The organism is Pseudomonas sp. LBUM1648 (genome assembly GCF_059716145.1).
Window position 1 is genome coordinate 2473943 of the sequence record NZ_CP166808.1, and the last position, 15604, is coordinate 2489546.

16 protein-coding genes are annotated in these 15604 nt (G+C 60.4%); 5 read left to right on the top strand and 11 right to left on the bottom strand.

Annotated features, from left to right (window positions below; genetic code table 11):
- Nucleotides 1-61 precede the first annotated feature (61 nt).
- From ACA043_RS11420 to ACA043_RS11445, 6 genes are all read right to left on the bottom strand, one after another.
- On the bottom strand, nucleotides 62-1078 hold the full coding sequence (locus tag ACA043_RS11420) for an arginine N-succinyltransferase (RefSeq protein ID WP_187677067.1): 1017 nt from the start codon (nucleotides 1076-1078) through the stop codon (nucleotides 62-64).
- A 117-nt stretch (nucleotides 1079-1195) separates the two neighbouring features.
- Complete coding sequence (locus tag ACA043_RS11425) at nucleotides 1196-2545, bottom strand: APC family permease (protein WP_497659237.1); 1350 nt, start codon at nucleotides 2543-2545, stop codon at nucleotides 1196-1198.
- Between the two features lie 91 nt (nucleotides 2546-2636).
- Nucleotides 2637-3389 (bottom strand): N-formylglutamate amidohydrolase, encoded by a 753-nt coding sequence (locus tag ACA043_RS11430; RefSeq protein WP_497659238.1) that lies wholly within the window; start codon nucleotides 3387-3389, stop codon nucleotides 2637-2639.
- Nucleotides 3373-4704: a type I glutamate--ammonia ligase gene (locus tag ACA043_RS11435; RefSeq protein WP_497659239.1), complete on the bottom strand. Its 1332-nt coding sequence runs from the start codon at nucleotides 4702-4704 to the stop codon at nucleotides 3373-3375. Before ACA043_RS11435 ends, ACA043_RS11430 begins: the two co-directional genes overlap by 17 nt.
- Nucleotides 4701-5345, bottom strand: a complete 645-nt coding sequence (locus tag ACA043_RS11440) for a cysteine hydrolase family protein (protein WP_497659240.1) — start codon at nucleotides 5343-5345, stop codon at nucleotides 4701-4703. Before ACA043_RS11440 ends, ACA043_RS11435 begins: the two co-directional genes overlap by 4 nt.
- Before the next feature lie 2 nt (nucleotides 5346-5347).
- Nucleotides 5348-6202 (bottom strand): MurR/RpiR family transcriptional regulator, encoded by an 855-nt coding sequence (locus ACA043_RS11445; protein WP_187677072.1) that lies wholly within the window; start codon nucleotides 6200-6202, stop codon nucleotides 5348-5350.
- A 330-nt stretch (nucleotides 6203-6532) separates the two neighbouring features.
- Between ACA043_RS11445 and ACA043_RS11450 the strand changes: the two genes are divergently transcribed.
- A complete protein-coding gene (locus ACA043_RS11450; protein WP_497659241.1) occupies nucleotides 6533-7102 on the top strand; it encodes a histidine phosphatase family protein in 570 nt (189 codons plus the stop codon).
- Complete coding sequence (cobF, locus tag ACA043_RS11455) at nucleotides 7102-7863, top strand: precorrin-6A synthase (deacetylating) (RefSeq protein ID WP_497659242.1); 762 nt, start codon at nucleotides 7102-7104, stop codon at nucleotides 7861-7863. Before ACA043_RS11450 ends, cobF begins: the two co-directional genes overlap by 1 nt.
- An 84-nt stretch (nucleotides 7864-7947) precedes the next feature.
- Here cobF and ACA043_RS11460 read toward each other — a convergent pair whose 3' ends face one another.
- From ACA043_RS11460 to ACA043_RS11470, 3 genes are read right to left on the bottom strand one after another with little or no spacing between them, the layout of a single operon-like run.
- Entirely contained in the window at nucleotides 7948-9129 is a 1182-nt protein-coding gene (locus tag ACA043_RS11460) for an acetyl-CoA C-acetyltransferase (RefSeq protein ID WP_489879993.1), read from the bottom strand.
- 11 nt (nucleotides 9130-9140) lie between these two features.
- A complete protein-coding gene (locus tag ACA043_RS11465; RefSeq protein ID WP_497659243.1) occupies nucleotides 9141-9806 on the bottom strand; it encodes a CoA transferase subunit B in 666 nt (221 codons plus the stop codon).
- A 24-nt stretch (nucleotides 9807-9830) separates the two neighbouring features.
- A complete protein-coding gene (locus ACA043_RS11470) occupies nucleotides 9831-10529 on the bottom strand; it encodes a CoA transferase subunit A (RefSeq protein ID WP_401269215.1) in 699 nt (232 codons plus the stop codon).
- Between the two features lie 231 nt (nucleotides 10530-10760).
- Between ACA043_RS11470 and ACA043_RS11475 the strand changes: the two genes are divergently transcribed.
- Nucleotides 10761-11636: a LysR family transcriptional regulator gene (locus ACA043_RS11475; protein WP_187677078.1), complete on the top strand. Its 876-nt coding sequence runs from the start codon at nucleotides 10761-10763 to the stop codon at nucleotides 11634-11636.
- 24 nt (nucleotides 11637-11660) lie between these two features.
- Here ACA043_RS11475 and ACA043_RS11480 read toward each other — a convergent pair whose 3' ends face one another.
- Together ACA043_RS11480 and ACA043_RS11485 are read right to left on the bottom strand one after the other, a co-directional pair.
- Nucleotides 11661-12503: an NAD-dependent protein deacetylase gene (locus ACA043_RS11480; protein WP_497659244.1), complete on the bottom strand. Its 843-nt coding sequence runs from the start codon at nucleotides 12501-12503 to the stop codon at nucleotides 11661-11663.
- A 54-nt stretch (nucleotides 12504-12557) separates the two neighbouring features.
- Nucleotides 12558-13604 (bottom strand): class I SAM-dependent methyltransferase, encoded by a 1047-nt coding sequence (locus ACA043_RS11485; RefSeq protein WP_187677080.1) that lies wholly within the window; start codon nucleotides 13602-13604, stop codon nucleotides 12558-12560.
- A gap of 406 nt (nucleotides 13605-14010) precedes the next feature.
- Here ACA043_RS11485 and ACA043_RS11490 point away from each other — a divergent pair, with 406 nt between their 5' ends.
- Both ACA043_RS11490 and ACA043_RS11495 read left to right on the top strand, forming a co-directional pair.
- Nucleotides 14011-14850 (top strand): HvfB family MNIO-type RiPP peptide maturase, encoded by an 840-nt coding sequence (locus ACA043_RS11490; protein WP_401269221.1) that lies wholly within the window; start codon nucleotides 14011-14013, stop codon nucleotides 14848-14850.
- Nucleotides 14843-15586 carry an HvfC family RiPP maturation protein gene (locus ACA043_RS11495; RefSeq protein WP_497659245.1) on the top strand — a complete coding sequence of 248 codons (744 nt, stop codon included), beginning with the start codon at nucleotides 14843-14845 and terminating at the stop codon, nucleotides 15584-15586. The genes ACA043_RS11490 and ACA043_RS11495 overlap by 8 nt, the downstream gene beginning before the upstream one ends.
- Nucleotides 15587-15604: the final 18 nt, after the last annotated feature.

Here is a 15604-nt window from a genome sequence, read left to right on the forward strand (position 1 = left end):
GCTGTAACTCCTTCTTCGCGCCTGTTCGGGCACTGTCGTTGGGTGCGGAACCGGGCGCGGTTCACAGGGCAATCAGCCGGATCGGGCTGTCATCGGTCACGTTCAGCGCCGCACACATTGCAGGGGTGAGGGACAGCGGTTGATCGGGGTGGTAATCAAGTTCGGCGACGATGGCCCGGAAGCCATGCAGCGCATCGTTGCTCAGCAGATAACGGCTGCGTGCATCAATGTGCGATTGTTGCTGCGCCTGTGCGGTCCGGCTTTGAGCGACTGAACGGATGTTCGCGGTACGCGCATACAGCGTAGGGCCGGCGTCGAACAGGTCGATGTAGCTGTTGGTTTCAAAGCCTTCGCGCTCAAGAATGTCGAAGGCTTCCTGGCCATCCGGGTGAATACGGCCGATACAGTCCTGCGCCGCTTGCGGCAGCATCGGCACGTAGATCGGGTATTGCGGCATCAGTTCGGCGAGGAACGCGCGGCTCTGCAACCCGCACAGGCGCTCGGCCTCGGCGTAGGGCAGGTCGAAGAAGTGTTTGCCCAGCGCATCCCAGAACGGCGAATGACCGTTCTCGTCGCTGTAACCGACGATTTCGGTAATCACTGCTTCGGCGAAGCGCTGCGCATGGGCCGCGATGAACAGCAGGCGCGCCCGCGAGAGCAATTCGGAAAACGGCGTTCGCACCAGCGCTGCGTCGATGTGGAAACCACGCAACAGGGTGTGATCGTTCAGGTCGTGGCACAACGAAAGCGCCGGCACGCCGTGCTCGATATTCAGCTCCCGCGAGGCACTGGTGAAATGGCGATTGCGCAGGCTGTAGAACGGCTCGCCAAAACCGGCCTTGGCGAGGATCTCCGAACAACCGACCAGCCGCTGACTGTCGGAATCTTCCAGCACGAAGAAATAGTTCTCCGGGCCATGTGCTGCGGCTTCGCTGTCAAACGAGGCACAGGAACCAGCGATTTTCTCGCGCAAACGCTCGCTGTCGTCCGGCAGGGAGGTCACGCCCACCAGACTGTCGCGGGCCAATTGTTGGAGCTGGGGCAGGTCATTCTGCTCGACTGGGCGTAAGACCAGCATGGATGTACTCCTGTATCAAAAGGTTCGGCGAATCACCGAACCTGACTATCACTGTCGGTTTCCACGCGTTAAAGCGGCGGTCGCCTGATTTGTTGTCAGACGCCGCTCTTTTTCTTGTCAGCCGTTGCTCGGGTCAGGCAGCGCGGTACTGGCGCCGAACTTGTTGAGGAAAAACAGGTACACCAGGCCCAGAGCAATCCAGATCAGGCCGAGTTTCTGCGCATCGACGCCCATGTTGTACATGATGGCCGCGACGATGATGAAGCCGATCACCGGGCAGATCAGATGGCGCACGACCTGACCGGATTTTTGCCGACGCCAGTAGTAGTTGATCACGGTCAGGTGCAGCAGCATGAAGCCGCTTAGCGCGCCGAAGTTCACCAGCGAGGTCAGGGTGTCGACCGAGTTGATAAACAGGTAGCAGATCACCAGCGACAGCACCGCCACCAGATAAATGCTCAGGTACGGCGTGTTGTGTTTCGGATGCACTTTGGCCAGCACTTTCGGCAACTTGCCGTCGCGGGCCATGCCGAACAGCAGGCGCGAGACAGCGGCTTGCGAAGTGATCGCCACCGCCACGCCCCAGGCCAGCGCAGTCGCTACAGCGGTCAGGGTCGCCAGCCAACTGCCAGCGGCGATTTCGGCAATTTCATAGAACGCGGTGTCGGCGGATTTGAAGCCCATGCCCGCTGCCAGATCAGTAGCAATCCAGGTCTGCGCAACGAAGATCACACCCATCACCATCAAGGTGATCAGAGCGGCTTTGCCGACGCTGCGGCCCGGGTCGCCCTTGATCTCTTCGGCGAGGGTGGAAATCGCGTCGAAGCCGAGGAACGACAGCACCGCAATCGACACCGCTTGCATCAACAGGGCGAAATTGAAGGTTTCCGGGTGATACAGCGGCGCCAGAGTCAGCTCGCCGTTACCGCCACCGTTGTGCAGGGCGTTCCAGGCGTAGAACAGGAAGATGCCCAGCACCACCAGTTGCGCCAGCAGGAAAATGATGTTCATCCGCGCGGTGAAGGTGATGCCGCGCAGGTTGACGAAAGTCGCGCTGACGAGGAACGCCAGAATGAAGCCGACTTTCGGAATGTCCGGATACAAATGGTTGAGCGCCATCGCCGCATACACATACAGCAGCGGTGGTATCAGCAGGTAATCGAGCAGCATCAGCCAACCGGCGATGAAGCCGACGTGTTGATTGAGGCCGCGTTGCGCGTAGGAATACACCGAGCCTGCGATCGGAAAAGCCTTGGCCATGCTGCCGTAGCTCAACGCCGTGAACAGCATCGCCACCATGCCGATGATGTACGCCAGCGGCACCATTCCCGGTGCCTCGGCATTCACGTAGCCATACACGCCGAACGGGGCGATGGGGATCATGAAAATCATCCCGTACACCACCAGATCCGTGAGCGTGAGGCTCCGTTTCAACTCTTGCTTGTAGCCGAATTCTTCAATTTCCATGAAGCGCAACTCCTTGTCAGCCATCGATTGTCTTTTAGTTCTTTTATCGGTAATCCGTTACAGCATCAGCAGTCTTTACAGGCGTCTTTCCTTACAGCAATGGCGCGAGGTATCCAGCCCAGCGCGAGACGGCCTCCGGGCTTTGCAGCAAGTCGTTGCGCACCTCGATCAACAGCGACTCCAGGCCGCGGGCGTCACCGTGCACTGGCACGGTCATGTCGCCCAGCGGATCTATCTTGTACGGCTGGTTGCCCGCGACTTTCAGCGGAAGCTCTTCGAGGCCGTCGAGCAGCCGTTGTGCATACGCCTTGGCCTGACCAAACAACACGCCGATTTCCAGCGGGCGCGGCTGGCCGTAATACACCGGGGTGAAACTGTGAATCCCGACCACCCGCACCGGTTGCCCCTTGGCGATGCGTTCGTCGATCAGCGTCTGCAACTGTGTGTGAAACGGCTTGAACAGCGTCTGGCGCCGGTATTCGCGGGTGGCTTCGTCCAGCTCGCGGTTGCCCGGCACTTGGTAAATCTCGCTCTGCGCCGGAATGCTGTCGGGCGCATGCCGTGGTCGATTCAGATCAATCAGCAGCCGCGAATAGTTGGCACTCAACAGCGTAGCGCCGAGGGTTTCCGACAATTGCTCGGCCAGTTGCAGCGCGCCGATGTCCCAGGCGATGTGCTCGCGCGCGGCAGCATCGTCCAGACCCAGGTTGTTCAGGGCCTCGGGGATGTAGCGACTGGCGTGCTCGCACACCAGAATCACCGGGTGCGTCGAGTCAGCGCGGCTCAGGTTGTAGACCGGTCGGGTGTACAACCCCAGCTCGGCGGATTCAGTACAGGCGTGCATAGTGCTCACACAGGTCAGCGGGCGAGAGCTGTTCCGTCAGCGCCAGTTCCTCGGTTTTCAGGGCGTGGTAAGTATCGAGCAACGGCTTGGGCAGCCATTCATTGAAGGCGCCACTGTTGCGCAGGCAATCCAGTGCCTGGGCCAGCGAGAGGGGCAGGGCAACGATGCCCCGCGCCTTGCGTTGCTCGTCGTTAAGTGAGTCGGGAATCTCATCGGTGATCGCGTTCAGCGCCAGACGCTGTTCGATGCCCAGGCGTCCGGCGATCAGCAGCGCAGCCATGGCCAGGTGCGGCGAGGCGGTGGCGTCCATGGCGCGGAATTCCAGGTTGAACTGCGTGGCCACGGATTTGCCGCCCAGCGTCACCGTCGGGCAGATGCGCAGCGCCGCTTCACGGTTCTGCTGGCCCAGGCAGGCGTAGGACGCGCTCCAGTGGTGCGGCTGCAAGCGCTCGTACGACACCGGCGTCGGCGCAGTAAACGCACACAGCGCGGGCAAGTAATGCAGGATGCCCGCCGCCCAATGCTGGCCAAGGGTCGACAGACCGTTGCTGGTGCCCGCGTCGTAGAGCATTGGCTGGCCGGCCAGATCAAGCAGGCTGACGTGCAGGTGTACCCCGTTGCACACCGCGTTCTCGGCGGTTTTCGGCGCGAAGCTCAGGTCGAGGCCCATTTGCCGGGCAATCTCGCGGGTAATCTCGCGCACGTTCACTGCGCGGTCCGCCGCTGCCACGCCGAGGGTTGGACGGCAGGTGATTTCGTATTGATGCTTGCCGTATTCCGGCAGGAACATTTCCGGCTCGACGCCGCCGGCGCGCAGTGCGGCGAGCAGCCAGCCGCCGAATTCGGCGCCCTGACGCTGGGCTTCCAGCGAGAACGCCAAGTGTTCGGCAAAGCCAGCATGCAGGTTGAATTCGTGTTCGAACGCGGCATTGACCTGCAACCCCAACGCGTCGCGGTAGCGCTCGATTTCATCACGCAACAACGTGCGCGGGCAGGCACCCCATGGGCGGCCGTCGGTTTCGCGGATATCACCGTGAATGAAATCCAGCGCTGGCGCATCGGGATCCGGGCCATTGTTGACGGTGACGCGACTGCTCAGATCGGGAATCAGGCGCAAGTCACCATAAGCGCCCCACGGGTTGGTCGAGGCAATGATGTCTTGCGGCGTCAACGCGCTGTTGGCCGGAACCCAGCCGCAACCGGCGGCCTGGTAATGCTCAAGTTCATCGGTGGGGAACGAGCGGCCACGGGTGATGCCGATCAGGTCGGTGGTGACGATGGTGGTCATCGGCAGCGGCGTCAGGCGTGCGCTCATGGCTGCATCTCCTGCAACCGAGCGAGCACGGTATCGGTGTCGGTGATCCAGCAGTAACCCTTGATCGCATTCAGGCAGGCGTGATGCCGGGCTTCGTTGTAGGTGGCGCAGGCGTCTTCGACCAGCGTCACCAGATAACCACGGTCGGCGGCGTCGCGCACGGCCATGTCGACGCATTGGTCGGTGACGATGCCGGCGATGATCAGGTGGCGGGTTTCGAGGTTGCGCAGCACGTAGTCGATGTTGGTCGAGTTGAAGACCCCGGACGAGGTTTTCGGCAGGACGATTTCGTTTTCCACCGGGGTCAGGTCTTCAATGATTCGCGCCTGCGCGCTGCCCTTGGGCAGGTGCATGTCTGACAGCTTGTGATCCAGCGAGCGGTCGCGGCCATCAGCGGTCAGGCTTTCGATAATGGTGTGCAGGACGTTCTGCCGCGCCTGACGAAAGGCACTGAGCAACCGGCGTTGATTGGGCACCACCTGCATGTGCGCGCGGGTCAGGAAATACTCGCCGTCCGGGCCGTTCAGGTGCGGGTCGAACTGCGGTTCGAGCCAGGCACGCTGCATGTCGACCAGCAGCAAAGCGGTATGGTCGGTGACAAACGGCAAGTCCTGCGGCGAGCGGTGGGGAAGGCTGAACATCCTTATTTATCCTCCAGCAGGTGGGTGTTGAAGTCGTTGCGCAGGGCGTCGATGCCTTCCAGGCGATCGGCCAGATTTTCAGTACGCAGGGTCAGACAGGCGATCAGTGCTTCGACCTGAGCCAGCGCCGGGACCATGGTGTCGAACGGCGAAGCCGATTCCACCGGGGCGCTGATGATCAGGTCAGCCAGTTCGCGCAGCGGCGAGGCGTAGATGTCGGTGAACAGCACCACGCGTGCGTTGCTGTTTTTCGCGGCACTGGCGACGCGCAGGGCCTGGGTTTGATAACGGCGGTAGTCAAACACCAGCACCACGTCCTGGCGTTGCAGATCGAACAGGCGATCGGGCAGTTGCGCGTTGTCCTCCAGCGCAAAGCAACCGGGCCGCAGCAGGCGCAAGTGATTGAGCAGGTAAGTCGCCATCAGGCTGCTGAAACGGCCGCCGAAGCAGTACACCTGATGTCGGCCATCGAGCAGCCAGTCGGTGAGGATGCGCACGTCTTCGGGTTGGGTCAGCGATAGGGTTTCAACCAGCAGGCGGTGGCTGTCGCCCAGATAGTGGCTCCAGGCGTCATCCTTTTGCTGCTGCGCGCGTGGCTGCAGCAGGGTGCGCGGCGAGCGCAAGCGATGGTCCATGTCGCTGAGCAGGGCATCCTGGAATTCGGCATAACCGCCGAAACCGAGTTTTTTCACCAGCCTGACGATGGTCGGATCGCTGACGCCGGCATGTTCGGCCAGTCGCGCCATGGGCCCCAGCCCATTGCGTGGGTACTGATCAAGCAGGGCGCGAACAACTTTGCGCTCCGACGGCGTAAGGTCGAGGCCGGGGTCGGTGATCAGGTCTCTTAGAGGGGGCATCCTGGCTCCTGCTGGATGGGTGTGTCGAATTCGTTTCACAATCCGTTAAAACAGTATTTATGTAACGGACGCTACATGTCTAGCGATTTTTTTGCCGTGTTGAAAAGGCCCTAAAATGGGGCGAGATGCCCGTGTAACAAGGGCTACATTGAGATCGACAGGTTATGTAGTCCATTGCCCATTGTGGTGTCAGATATCGCCGCTTTTTCACAATCGCTGAGTGACACTTCGCGGCATCGGCCAGTCCGGAAGCCTCGGTTTACGGCACAATGGCCAACATATCGGCAATGCGCCGTTGAATTTTGATGTCCCTCGACCGAGTGATTGATTGTGCAAACCAGCCGTTTGACATTGATATGCCATGCACGAACCGTCGCACAAAAATTGGCGCGTTTTCCTACGAGTGAGCCTGTTGAAAATATTGGCTTGGCCTCTGAGGCGCTGGCTACGCGTTTCCAACCTCCGCGGCGTTTGATCTGCGGACCGGAGTTGCGCACCCGGCAGACGGCGGCGTGGTTTGGCGCGGATGCTCAAGTCGATGAGGCGCTGCGCGATTGTGATTGGGGACAGTGGCACGGCCAATCGATCAAGGATCTGCAAAGCACACAGGAAGCGGCGTTGCGCACCTGGCTGGAAGATCCCCACGCCACGCCCCACGGTGGTGAGTCGGTTGCGCAACTTTGTGAACGGGTGGCAGCGTGGCTGGTCAGTTTGCAAGCCACGCCGGGCCATGTCGTAGCGGTCACCCATCCGTTCATCATCCGCGCCGCGCTGATGCAGATGATGCGCGGTTCGGCCTTTCATGACATTGATGTCGAGCCGTTATCGGTTGTCGAATTGCGCTTCACGGGGCGCTGGCGGCTACGCTTGCCCGGTCTCGACGTTGTAGGAGCGCACTGATGAAACAACTGCTGGTGATCGGCATCGGTGCCGGCAATCCGGACTACATCACGATGCAGGCGGTGAAAGCGCTGAATCGGGTGGATGTTTTTTTTCTGATGGATAAAGGCGCGAGCAAGGACCAACTGATCGACCTGCGTCGCGAGATCTGTGAGCGCTACATCACGGATCCCACGTATCGTTTCGTCCAAGCCCACAGCCCGGAGCGCGAGCGTGGCGATGTGGACTACACCACCAGCGTCGATGATCTGAATCGCGCCAAACAGCAAACCTTCGAACGGCTGATCAATGACGAAATGTCTGACGGCGAGTGCGGCGGTTTTCTGGTGTGGGGCGATCCGGCGTTGTACGACAGCACCATTCGTATCCTCCAGGCGATTCTGGCGTCAGGCCGCTGTGCCTTCGAATTTGAGGTGATCCCCGGGATTACCAGCGTTCAGGCGTTGGCCGCGCAGCACAAGGTGCCGCTGAATACGATTGGCCGCTCGATAGAAATCACCACAGGCCGGCGTCTGGCGGCGGGGCAGGTGAGTGATGCCGACAGTCTGGTGGTGATGCTCGACGCCGAAGATTCCTACCAGCATGTGGCTGATCCGCAGACAGAGATTTACTGGGGGGCCTATCTGGGCACGCCGGATGAGATTCTGATCAGCGGCAAACTCGGGGAGGTGGCGAATGAGATCGAGCGGGTGCGCAAGGCTGCGCGGGCTGAGCATGGGTGGATCATGGATACTTATTTGCTGCGCAAGCCATATTCGTGAACGACACAATCCTCTGTAGGTAAGCAGGTAAGCAGGTAGACAGCGGGCGGATGTCGTGGATCCGCTCGCTGTCTGTATTGCTCTTTATCCGCGTTGCAGCGCCAGGGCGACGCCTTGGCCACCACCGATGCACAGGGTCGCCAGACCCTTTTTCGCATCACGCTTGATCATTTCGTGCAGCAGGGTCACCAGCACCCGGCAGCCCGACGCGCCGATCGGGTGACCCAAAGCGATAGCGCCACCGTTGACGTTGACCTTGTCCAGATCCCATTGCAGATCCTTGGCCACGGCCAGCGATTGTGCGGCGAAGGCTTCGTTGGCTTCGATCAGATCGAGCTGGTCAATCGACCAGCCAGCCTTGTCCAGGCAGCGACGAGTGGCCGAGACCGGGCCGATGCCCATGATCGCCGGGTCGACGCCCGCGTTGGCGTAGGCGGCGATAGTGGCCAGCACTGGCAGGCCCAGCGCCTTGGCTTTCTCGGCGCTCATCAGGATCACCGCAGCGGCGCCGTCGTTCAGCGAGGAAGCATTGCCGGCAGTGACACTGCCATCCTTTTTGAAAGCCGGGCGCAGTTTGGCCAGAGATTCGGCGGTGGTAGCGCCGCGCGGTTGCTCGTCAACCTTGAACGCAACCGGGTCGCCTTTGCGCTGCGGAATCAGGATCGGGGTGATTTCATCGACGAAGCGACCGGCCTCGATGGCAGCGGCGGCTTTTTGCTGTGAAGCAGCAGCGAAGGTGTCCTGCTGTTCACGGGTGATTTCGTACTTGTCGACAAGATTTTCGGCAGTGATACCCATGTGGTAATCGTTGAACGCATCCCACAGTCCGTCGCTGATCATGGTGTCGACGATTTGCGCGTGACCCATGCGCAGACCGGTGCGCGCACCCGGCATCACGTAGTTGGACAGGCTCATGTTTTCCTGGCCGCCGGCGATGATCACGTCAGCGTCGCCGCAGCGGATCGCCTGGGCGCCAAGGTGCAGGGCTTTCAGACCCGAGCCGCAGACCTTGTTCAGGGTCATGGCCGGTACGGCGTGGGGCAGGCCAGCCTTGATCGCAGCCTGACGCGCCGGGTTCTGGCCGGCGCCGGCAGTCAGTACCTGGCCCATGATCACTTCATCGACCTGAGCACCGTCCAGACCGGTCTGCTCGAGCAACTGGCGGATCACCGCCGCGCCCAGATCGACTGCGGATACCGAGGCCAGCGCACCCTGGAAACTGCCGATCGCGGTACGCGTGGCGGCAACAATGACAACGTCTTGCATTTTCGAATTCCTCACTGGGTAGCGAACTGCATTTCCGGTACGTGATCAGGCACGATCAGTTTGCCGGCGGTTTTGGCCACAATCTCTTCAACGCTGACGCCCGGTGCGCGCTCTTTGAGAATGAACGCGCCGTTCTCGATTTCGAGATAGGCGAGGTCGGTCAGCACACGCTTGATGCACCCGGCGCCGGTCAGCGGCAGGCTGCACTTGGATAACAGTTTGGACTCACCATCCTTGGATGCGTGGGTCATGATAACGATGATGTTGTCGGCGCCAGCCACCAGATCCATCGCGCCGCCCATGCCCTTGACCAGTTTGCCGGGGATCATCCACGAGGCGATGTTGCCTTCGACGTCCACTTCAAACGCGCCCAGCACGGTCAGGTCGACATGGCCGCCGCGAATCATCGCAAAGGATTCGGCGGAGGAGAAGATCGACGCGCCAATGCGCGCGGTCACCGTCTGTTTGCCGGCGTTGATCATGTCGGCATCGATGGTTTCTTCCGTCGGAAAAGGACCCATGCCGAGCAGGCCGTTTTCCGATTGCAGCATGACTTCCATGCCTTCGGGGATGTAGTTGGCGACCAGGGTCGGAATGCCGATGCCGAGGTTCACGTAGTAGCCGTCCTGCATTTCGCGGGCGACGCGCTGAGCCATTTGTTCGCGGGAAAGTGCCATGTTTTTATTCTCCGTCAGCCTGAATTATTTGCGGATGGTGCGCTGTTCGATGCGTTTTTCGAACGTGCCGCAAATGACCCGGTCGACGTAGATGCCCGGGGTGTGGATGTGTGCCGGGTCCAATTCGCCGGGTTCGACGATTTCTTCGACTTCGACCACGGTGATCTTCCCAGCAGTGGCGGCCAGCGGATTGAAGTTCTGCGCGGTGTGACGGTAGATGACGTTACCGAAATGGTCGGCTTTCCAGCCTTTGACGATGGCGAAGTCGCCGGTGATGGATTCTTCCATCAGGTACTTGCGACCTTTGAACTCACGCACTTCTTTACCTTCGGCGACCGGAGTGCCGACGCCGGTGGCGGTGAAGAAGGCCGGGATGCCGGCGCCACCAGCGCGCATTTTCTCGGCGAGGGTGCCTTGCGGGGTCAGGATGACTTCGATTTCGCCTTTGAGCAGTTGCTCTTCGAACAACTTGTTTTCGCCGACGTAAGAGGCGACGACCTTGCTGATCTGGCGGTCGGTCAGCAGTACGCCAAGACCGAAACCGTCGACGCCGCAGTTGTTGGAAACTACGGTGAGGTCGCGGGTGCCTTTGCGCTTGATCTCGGCGATCAGGTTTTCCGGAATGCCGCACAGACCGAAGCCGCCGGCGATGACGGTCATGCCGTCTTCCAGCCCGGCGAGGGCTTCCTCGTAGGAACTCACGCGCTTGTCGAAACCTGCCATATGCACCTCTTTTATTATTTGCGGGCGGCTGGCTAGCCGAATGGTTGGAGTGTCGCGCCGGTGGATATATTTGTTAAGTTGATTTTTAAGGTTGATTGATAGATAAAACTCAACAATCCATATCGATTCACTGTAGGAGCTGCCGAAGGCTGCGATCTTTTGGTTTTTGTTTTTCAAGATCAAAAGATCGCAGCCTTCGGCAGCTCCTACATTAAAGGGCGTACAGCATTCATGACCATCAAACAGATCCGCGCCTTTCTCGCCGTGGCCCAAAGCCTGAGTTTCGCCGTGGCCTGCGAGCGGTTGCACCTGTCGCAATCGGCGCTGAGCCTGACCATCAAGGCATTGGAAGAGGGCTTGGGCGGGCGCCTCTTCAGCCGCAACACCCGCAACGTCGCGTTGACCGCCGAGGGTGAATCCCTGCTGCCGCTGGCCCGACGCCTGATCGCCGACTGGGACAACGCCGAGGACGAAATGCGCCAGCGCTTCAGCCTGCAACGCGGGCGGGTGACGCTGGCGGCGATGCCGTCGTTTGCCGGTAATCTGCTGCCGCCGATTCTCAAGACTTTCCGCGCGCGCTATCCGAACGTCAACGTGACGGTGAATGATGTGATCAATGAGCAAGTGCTGGAAATGGTTCGCGACCGACAGGTGGAGTTGGGCGTGGCGTTCGAGCCGATGCAGAACACCTCGATGACCTTCACGCCTCTTTATATGGATCGCTTTGTGGCGGTGGTGCCGCAGGATTCACCGTTGGCGGATCTTGCCGAAATAGATTGGCAAACCTTGTTGCAGGAACCGTTCATCACCTTGCAACGACCGTCGACGGTGCGGGTGATGCTCGAAGAACACTTGCAGGCCCGGGGCATGAAGCTGCCCGTGGAATTTGAAAGTCATCAACTGGCGACAGTCGGGCGGATGGTTGCCAGTGGGCTGGGCGTCAGTGCGGTGCCGGCATTGTGTGCCGAGCAGATGCAGGAACTGGGTGCGCGATGCCTGACGTTGAATGATTCGGTAGAGCGGGCGATTGGTGTGCTGACCGAGCCGGGCAATGAACTGTCGGCGGCGGCGCAGGCGTTGTTCGATATCCTCAAAGCCGAACATTGATCCCTCCTACAGGGATTTATGTGCTCAGCAGGTCAGGCGTTGCGCTAACAGCGGCAACAATTCTTCGCAAGACCCCTCAATCTTTAAATCCAGCAAATCATCCGCACGGGTCTTGCCCAGATTGATCGCAATCAACGGCTTGCCACGATCCGCGATCACCCGGCACAGGCGAAACGCCGAATAGGCCATCAACGACGACCCCACCACCAGCATCCCCGCCGTATTTTCCGCCGCCGCCATGGCCCGGGCCGCCGTGGGTTGCGCGACGTTTTCGCCGAAAAACACCACATCCGGTTTCATCCGCTCACCGGCGCAATGCGGGCATTGCGGCACCTGAAACCGCGCTTCGAACGCCGGGTCGAGCAGGGTATCGCCGTCCGGTGCCTGTACTGCGTCGACGCCGGCCAGATACGGATTGTGCATTTCCATCAAGCGCTGAATTGCATCGCGCTCACTGCGCTGACCGCAATCCAGGCACAGCACGCGATGCAAACTGCCATGCAGCTCGATGACGTCGTGGCTGCCAGCCTGATCGTGCAAGGTGTCGACGTTTTGCGTGATCAAAGCGCTGATCCGCCCTTGGCTCTGCAAACCGGCCAGTGCCTCGTGCGCCGCATTCGGCCGCGCCTGACGCACCCGAGGCCAACCGAGCATCGCCCGCGCCCAATAACGACGGCGTGATTCCGGGGCGGCGAGGAATTCCTGATACATCATTGGCTGCCGGCCTCGGCGCACACCGTCGCTGTCGCGGTAATCGGGGATGCCCGATGGCGTGCTGATGCCGGCGCCGGTCAGCACCAGAAAGTCACCATCGGCCATCGCCTGTTGAAGCGTGTCGAGGTGTTCGCGGATCGGGCTGTCGAGCATGGTCAGCGCTCCGGGGAGGACGGTGCCAGCAGGTTAGCACGCGATCCGCGCGACTTACTTGCGCGCCTCCAGAATCAGATTGAACGGTGTTTGCGTGGCGCGTCGGAAGTGATTGAACCCCGCCTCGCTAAACACTTTACGCAGACGCATTTCCCCCGCTTGTGCGCCGAGACCGAGGCCGACTTCCTGGGACAGCGAGTTCGGCGTGCAAATAAACGTCGACGCAGCGTAAAACAAACGTCCGACCGGGTTGATGTTGTCGTCCAGCGTGTCGTTGGCGAACGGCTCGACCAGCAACACCGTGCCGTCCTCTTTCAGCGAGTCGTAAGCGTGACGCGCCGCGCCGACCGGGTCGCCCATGTCGTGCAGGCAGTCGAAATAGCAGATCAGATCGTAGTCATCACCGGGGTAACTTTTCGCAGTGCCCTGGAAAAATTTCGCCCGACTGCCGACGCCGCCTTCTTCGGCGCGTTGCGTGGCAACGGTGACCGACGGTGCGTGGTAGTCGTAGCCAACGAAGCGCGAGTTGGGAAACGCCTGGGCCATGATCACCGTCGAGGCACCGTGGCCGCAGCCGATGTCGGCAACTTTCGCGCCGTTTTCCAGTTTGGCGACGACGCCGTCCAGCGCCGGCAACCATTCGGCGATCAGGTGCCCCTTGTAGCCGGGGCGGAAAAACCGTTCGGTGCCGGTGAACATGCACGGATGGTGATCGCCCCAGGGCAGGGCACCGTTGCCGCGCATGGCTTTGACCAGTTTGTCCTTGTCATGGAAAAACGACGCCACCACGCCCAGTCCGCCGGCGACATACACCGGCGAGTCTTCGACGGCCAGCGCCAGCGCGTGCTCTTCCGGCAGGCGGAACTGGCCATCGTGGTGCTCCATGTAGCCGGAGGCGGCGTGGGCGCTGAGCCATTCACGCACCAGACGGGGGTTGCACGTGGTTTTTGCGGCGAGGGCTTCGGGGCTGATCGGCTGACTGTCAGCCATCGCCCGGTACAAACCGAGTTCTTCGCCGACGATGACATTGGCCAGCATCGCCGCGCCGCCCATGTCGTTGACCAGTTTGCCCATGAATTCGTTGAGTCGGGACTCGTCCATCACATGTGCTCCTGAAACAGGATCACAGTCCGGCGGCGTAGAGGGTCGAGGCATGCGCCACCGGGCGGTGGTCATGGAAACGGGCAGGGCACAACTAAAGTCCTGCAGCCCCCTCGACTGGGTCATGACAGAGTCTAGCCCCGTTTTTGCGACAAACACTGAGCAAAATGCAGGAGTGAGCCTGCTCGCGATAGCGTTGGGTCAGTCACTTCTGATTCGACTGAAATAACGCTATCGCGAGCAGGCTCACTCCTACAGGGATTTATGCCGATCAGGAGGGGGATGTATCGCTGTGTATCACGTTGGCTGGGGGATACACGCGGCGGCATATATCGGGTTGACTGAACACAGTGGCGATACAGCCGAAGGCTCAACTGGGCAGGCCAATCACCCGAGGTCAGCCCCCATGCAAACCCCTCAATCATCACCGCCACCCAGCGTCGGCCTGGGTCTGCGTCGTGGTCTGTTGAAAGACCTGCAAGCCGCACGCACCGGCGATTTCGACTTTCTTGAGGTCGCCCCGGAAAACTGGATCGGCGTCGGCGGTGCCAATGGCGCTGCGTTGCGCGAGCTGGCCGAGCGCTATCCGTTGTCCTGTCACGGATTGTCGCTGTCGCTTGGCGGGCCGGCGCCGCTGGACATCGGTTTTCTGCATGAAGTGCGAGTGTTTCTCGACCTTCACCACGTGCAGCATTACAGCGAACACCTGAGCTATTGCAGCGACGACGGCCATCTCTACGACTTGCTGCCACTGCCGTTCACCGAGGAAGCGGTGCACCATGTCGCCGCCCGCATCCGCCAATCCCAGGACATCCTTGGTCGGCGTCTGGCGGTAGAAAACGTCTCCTATTACGCCGCACCGCGTCAGGACATGGATGAAGTGACCTTCACCAACGCCGTGCTGCGCGAGGCTGATTGCGATCTGCTTTTGGACGTCAACAACGTCTACGTCAACTCGATCAACCACGGTTTCGATCCGCAGGATTTTCTGGCCCGGATCGAGCCGGGCAGGGTGGTTGGCATGCATGTGGCCGGGCATTTCGACGAGTCCGATACGCTGAAAATCGACACCCATGGCGCTTCGGTAAAACCGGTGGTGTGGTCGTTGCTGGCCGAGGCCTATGCCCGGTTCGGCGCACGGCCGACGCTGCTGGAGCGAGATTTCAGTTTCCCAGCATTTTCCGAACTGGTGGCGGAGCTGCAGACCATTCGCCACCTGCAAAAACAGGAGGTCAGCCGTGGATAATCTTTTACTGCAACAACAGGTGCTGACGCGCTATCTGCGTGATCCCGATCAACAGACACCTCCCCCCGAAATGAACGTCGCACGAGTCAACGTGTACCGCGATCTGGTGTTCAACAATCTCTCGCAATTGTTGAGTGGCACCTTTCCGGTGCTGATCCGGATTATCGGCGATCAGCGCTGGCGCACGCTGGTTCGTGGATTTTTGCGTGATTACCGTGCGCAGACACCGAAATTCGGTGAGATTGCCGAGGAATTTGTCGATTACCTTTCGGCAGCCCCGGCACTGTTGGCCAACTTCCCCCCGTTTGTGCTGGAACTGGCGCATTACGAGTGGGTGGAAATGGTCTTGCAGCAGTCCGACGCCATGCCCTTGCCGTTCACGGATGCGACATTGTTGCTGGAGCGGCCGTTACAGTTATCGGCATTGGCCTGGCCGTTGGCTTATACCTGGCCGGTGCAGTTGCTTGGGCCAGATCACCAGCCCTCGTCACCACCGGCACAACCGACACTGTTGCTGGTACGGCGGGAGGCGGATTTCGCCGTGAAGTTCTCTGAGTTGAGTCCGCTGGCCTGTCGGTTGTTGCAGCGCATTGGTGAGTTGCCGCAATTGACCGGGCGTGAGCAGTTGCAAGGATTGGCGCAAGAGGCAGAACAGTTAGCGGACGCGTTGTTCATGGATAACGGCTTGGCGCTGTTGCAGCAAATGCATGAAGACGGCGCCATCGGCATTCTTTAAATCACTTTAAAACACTGT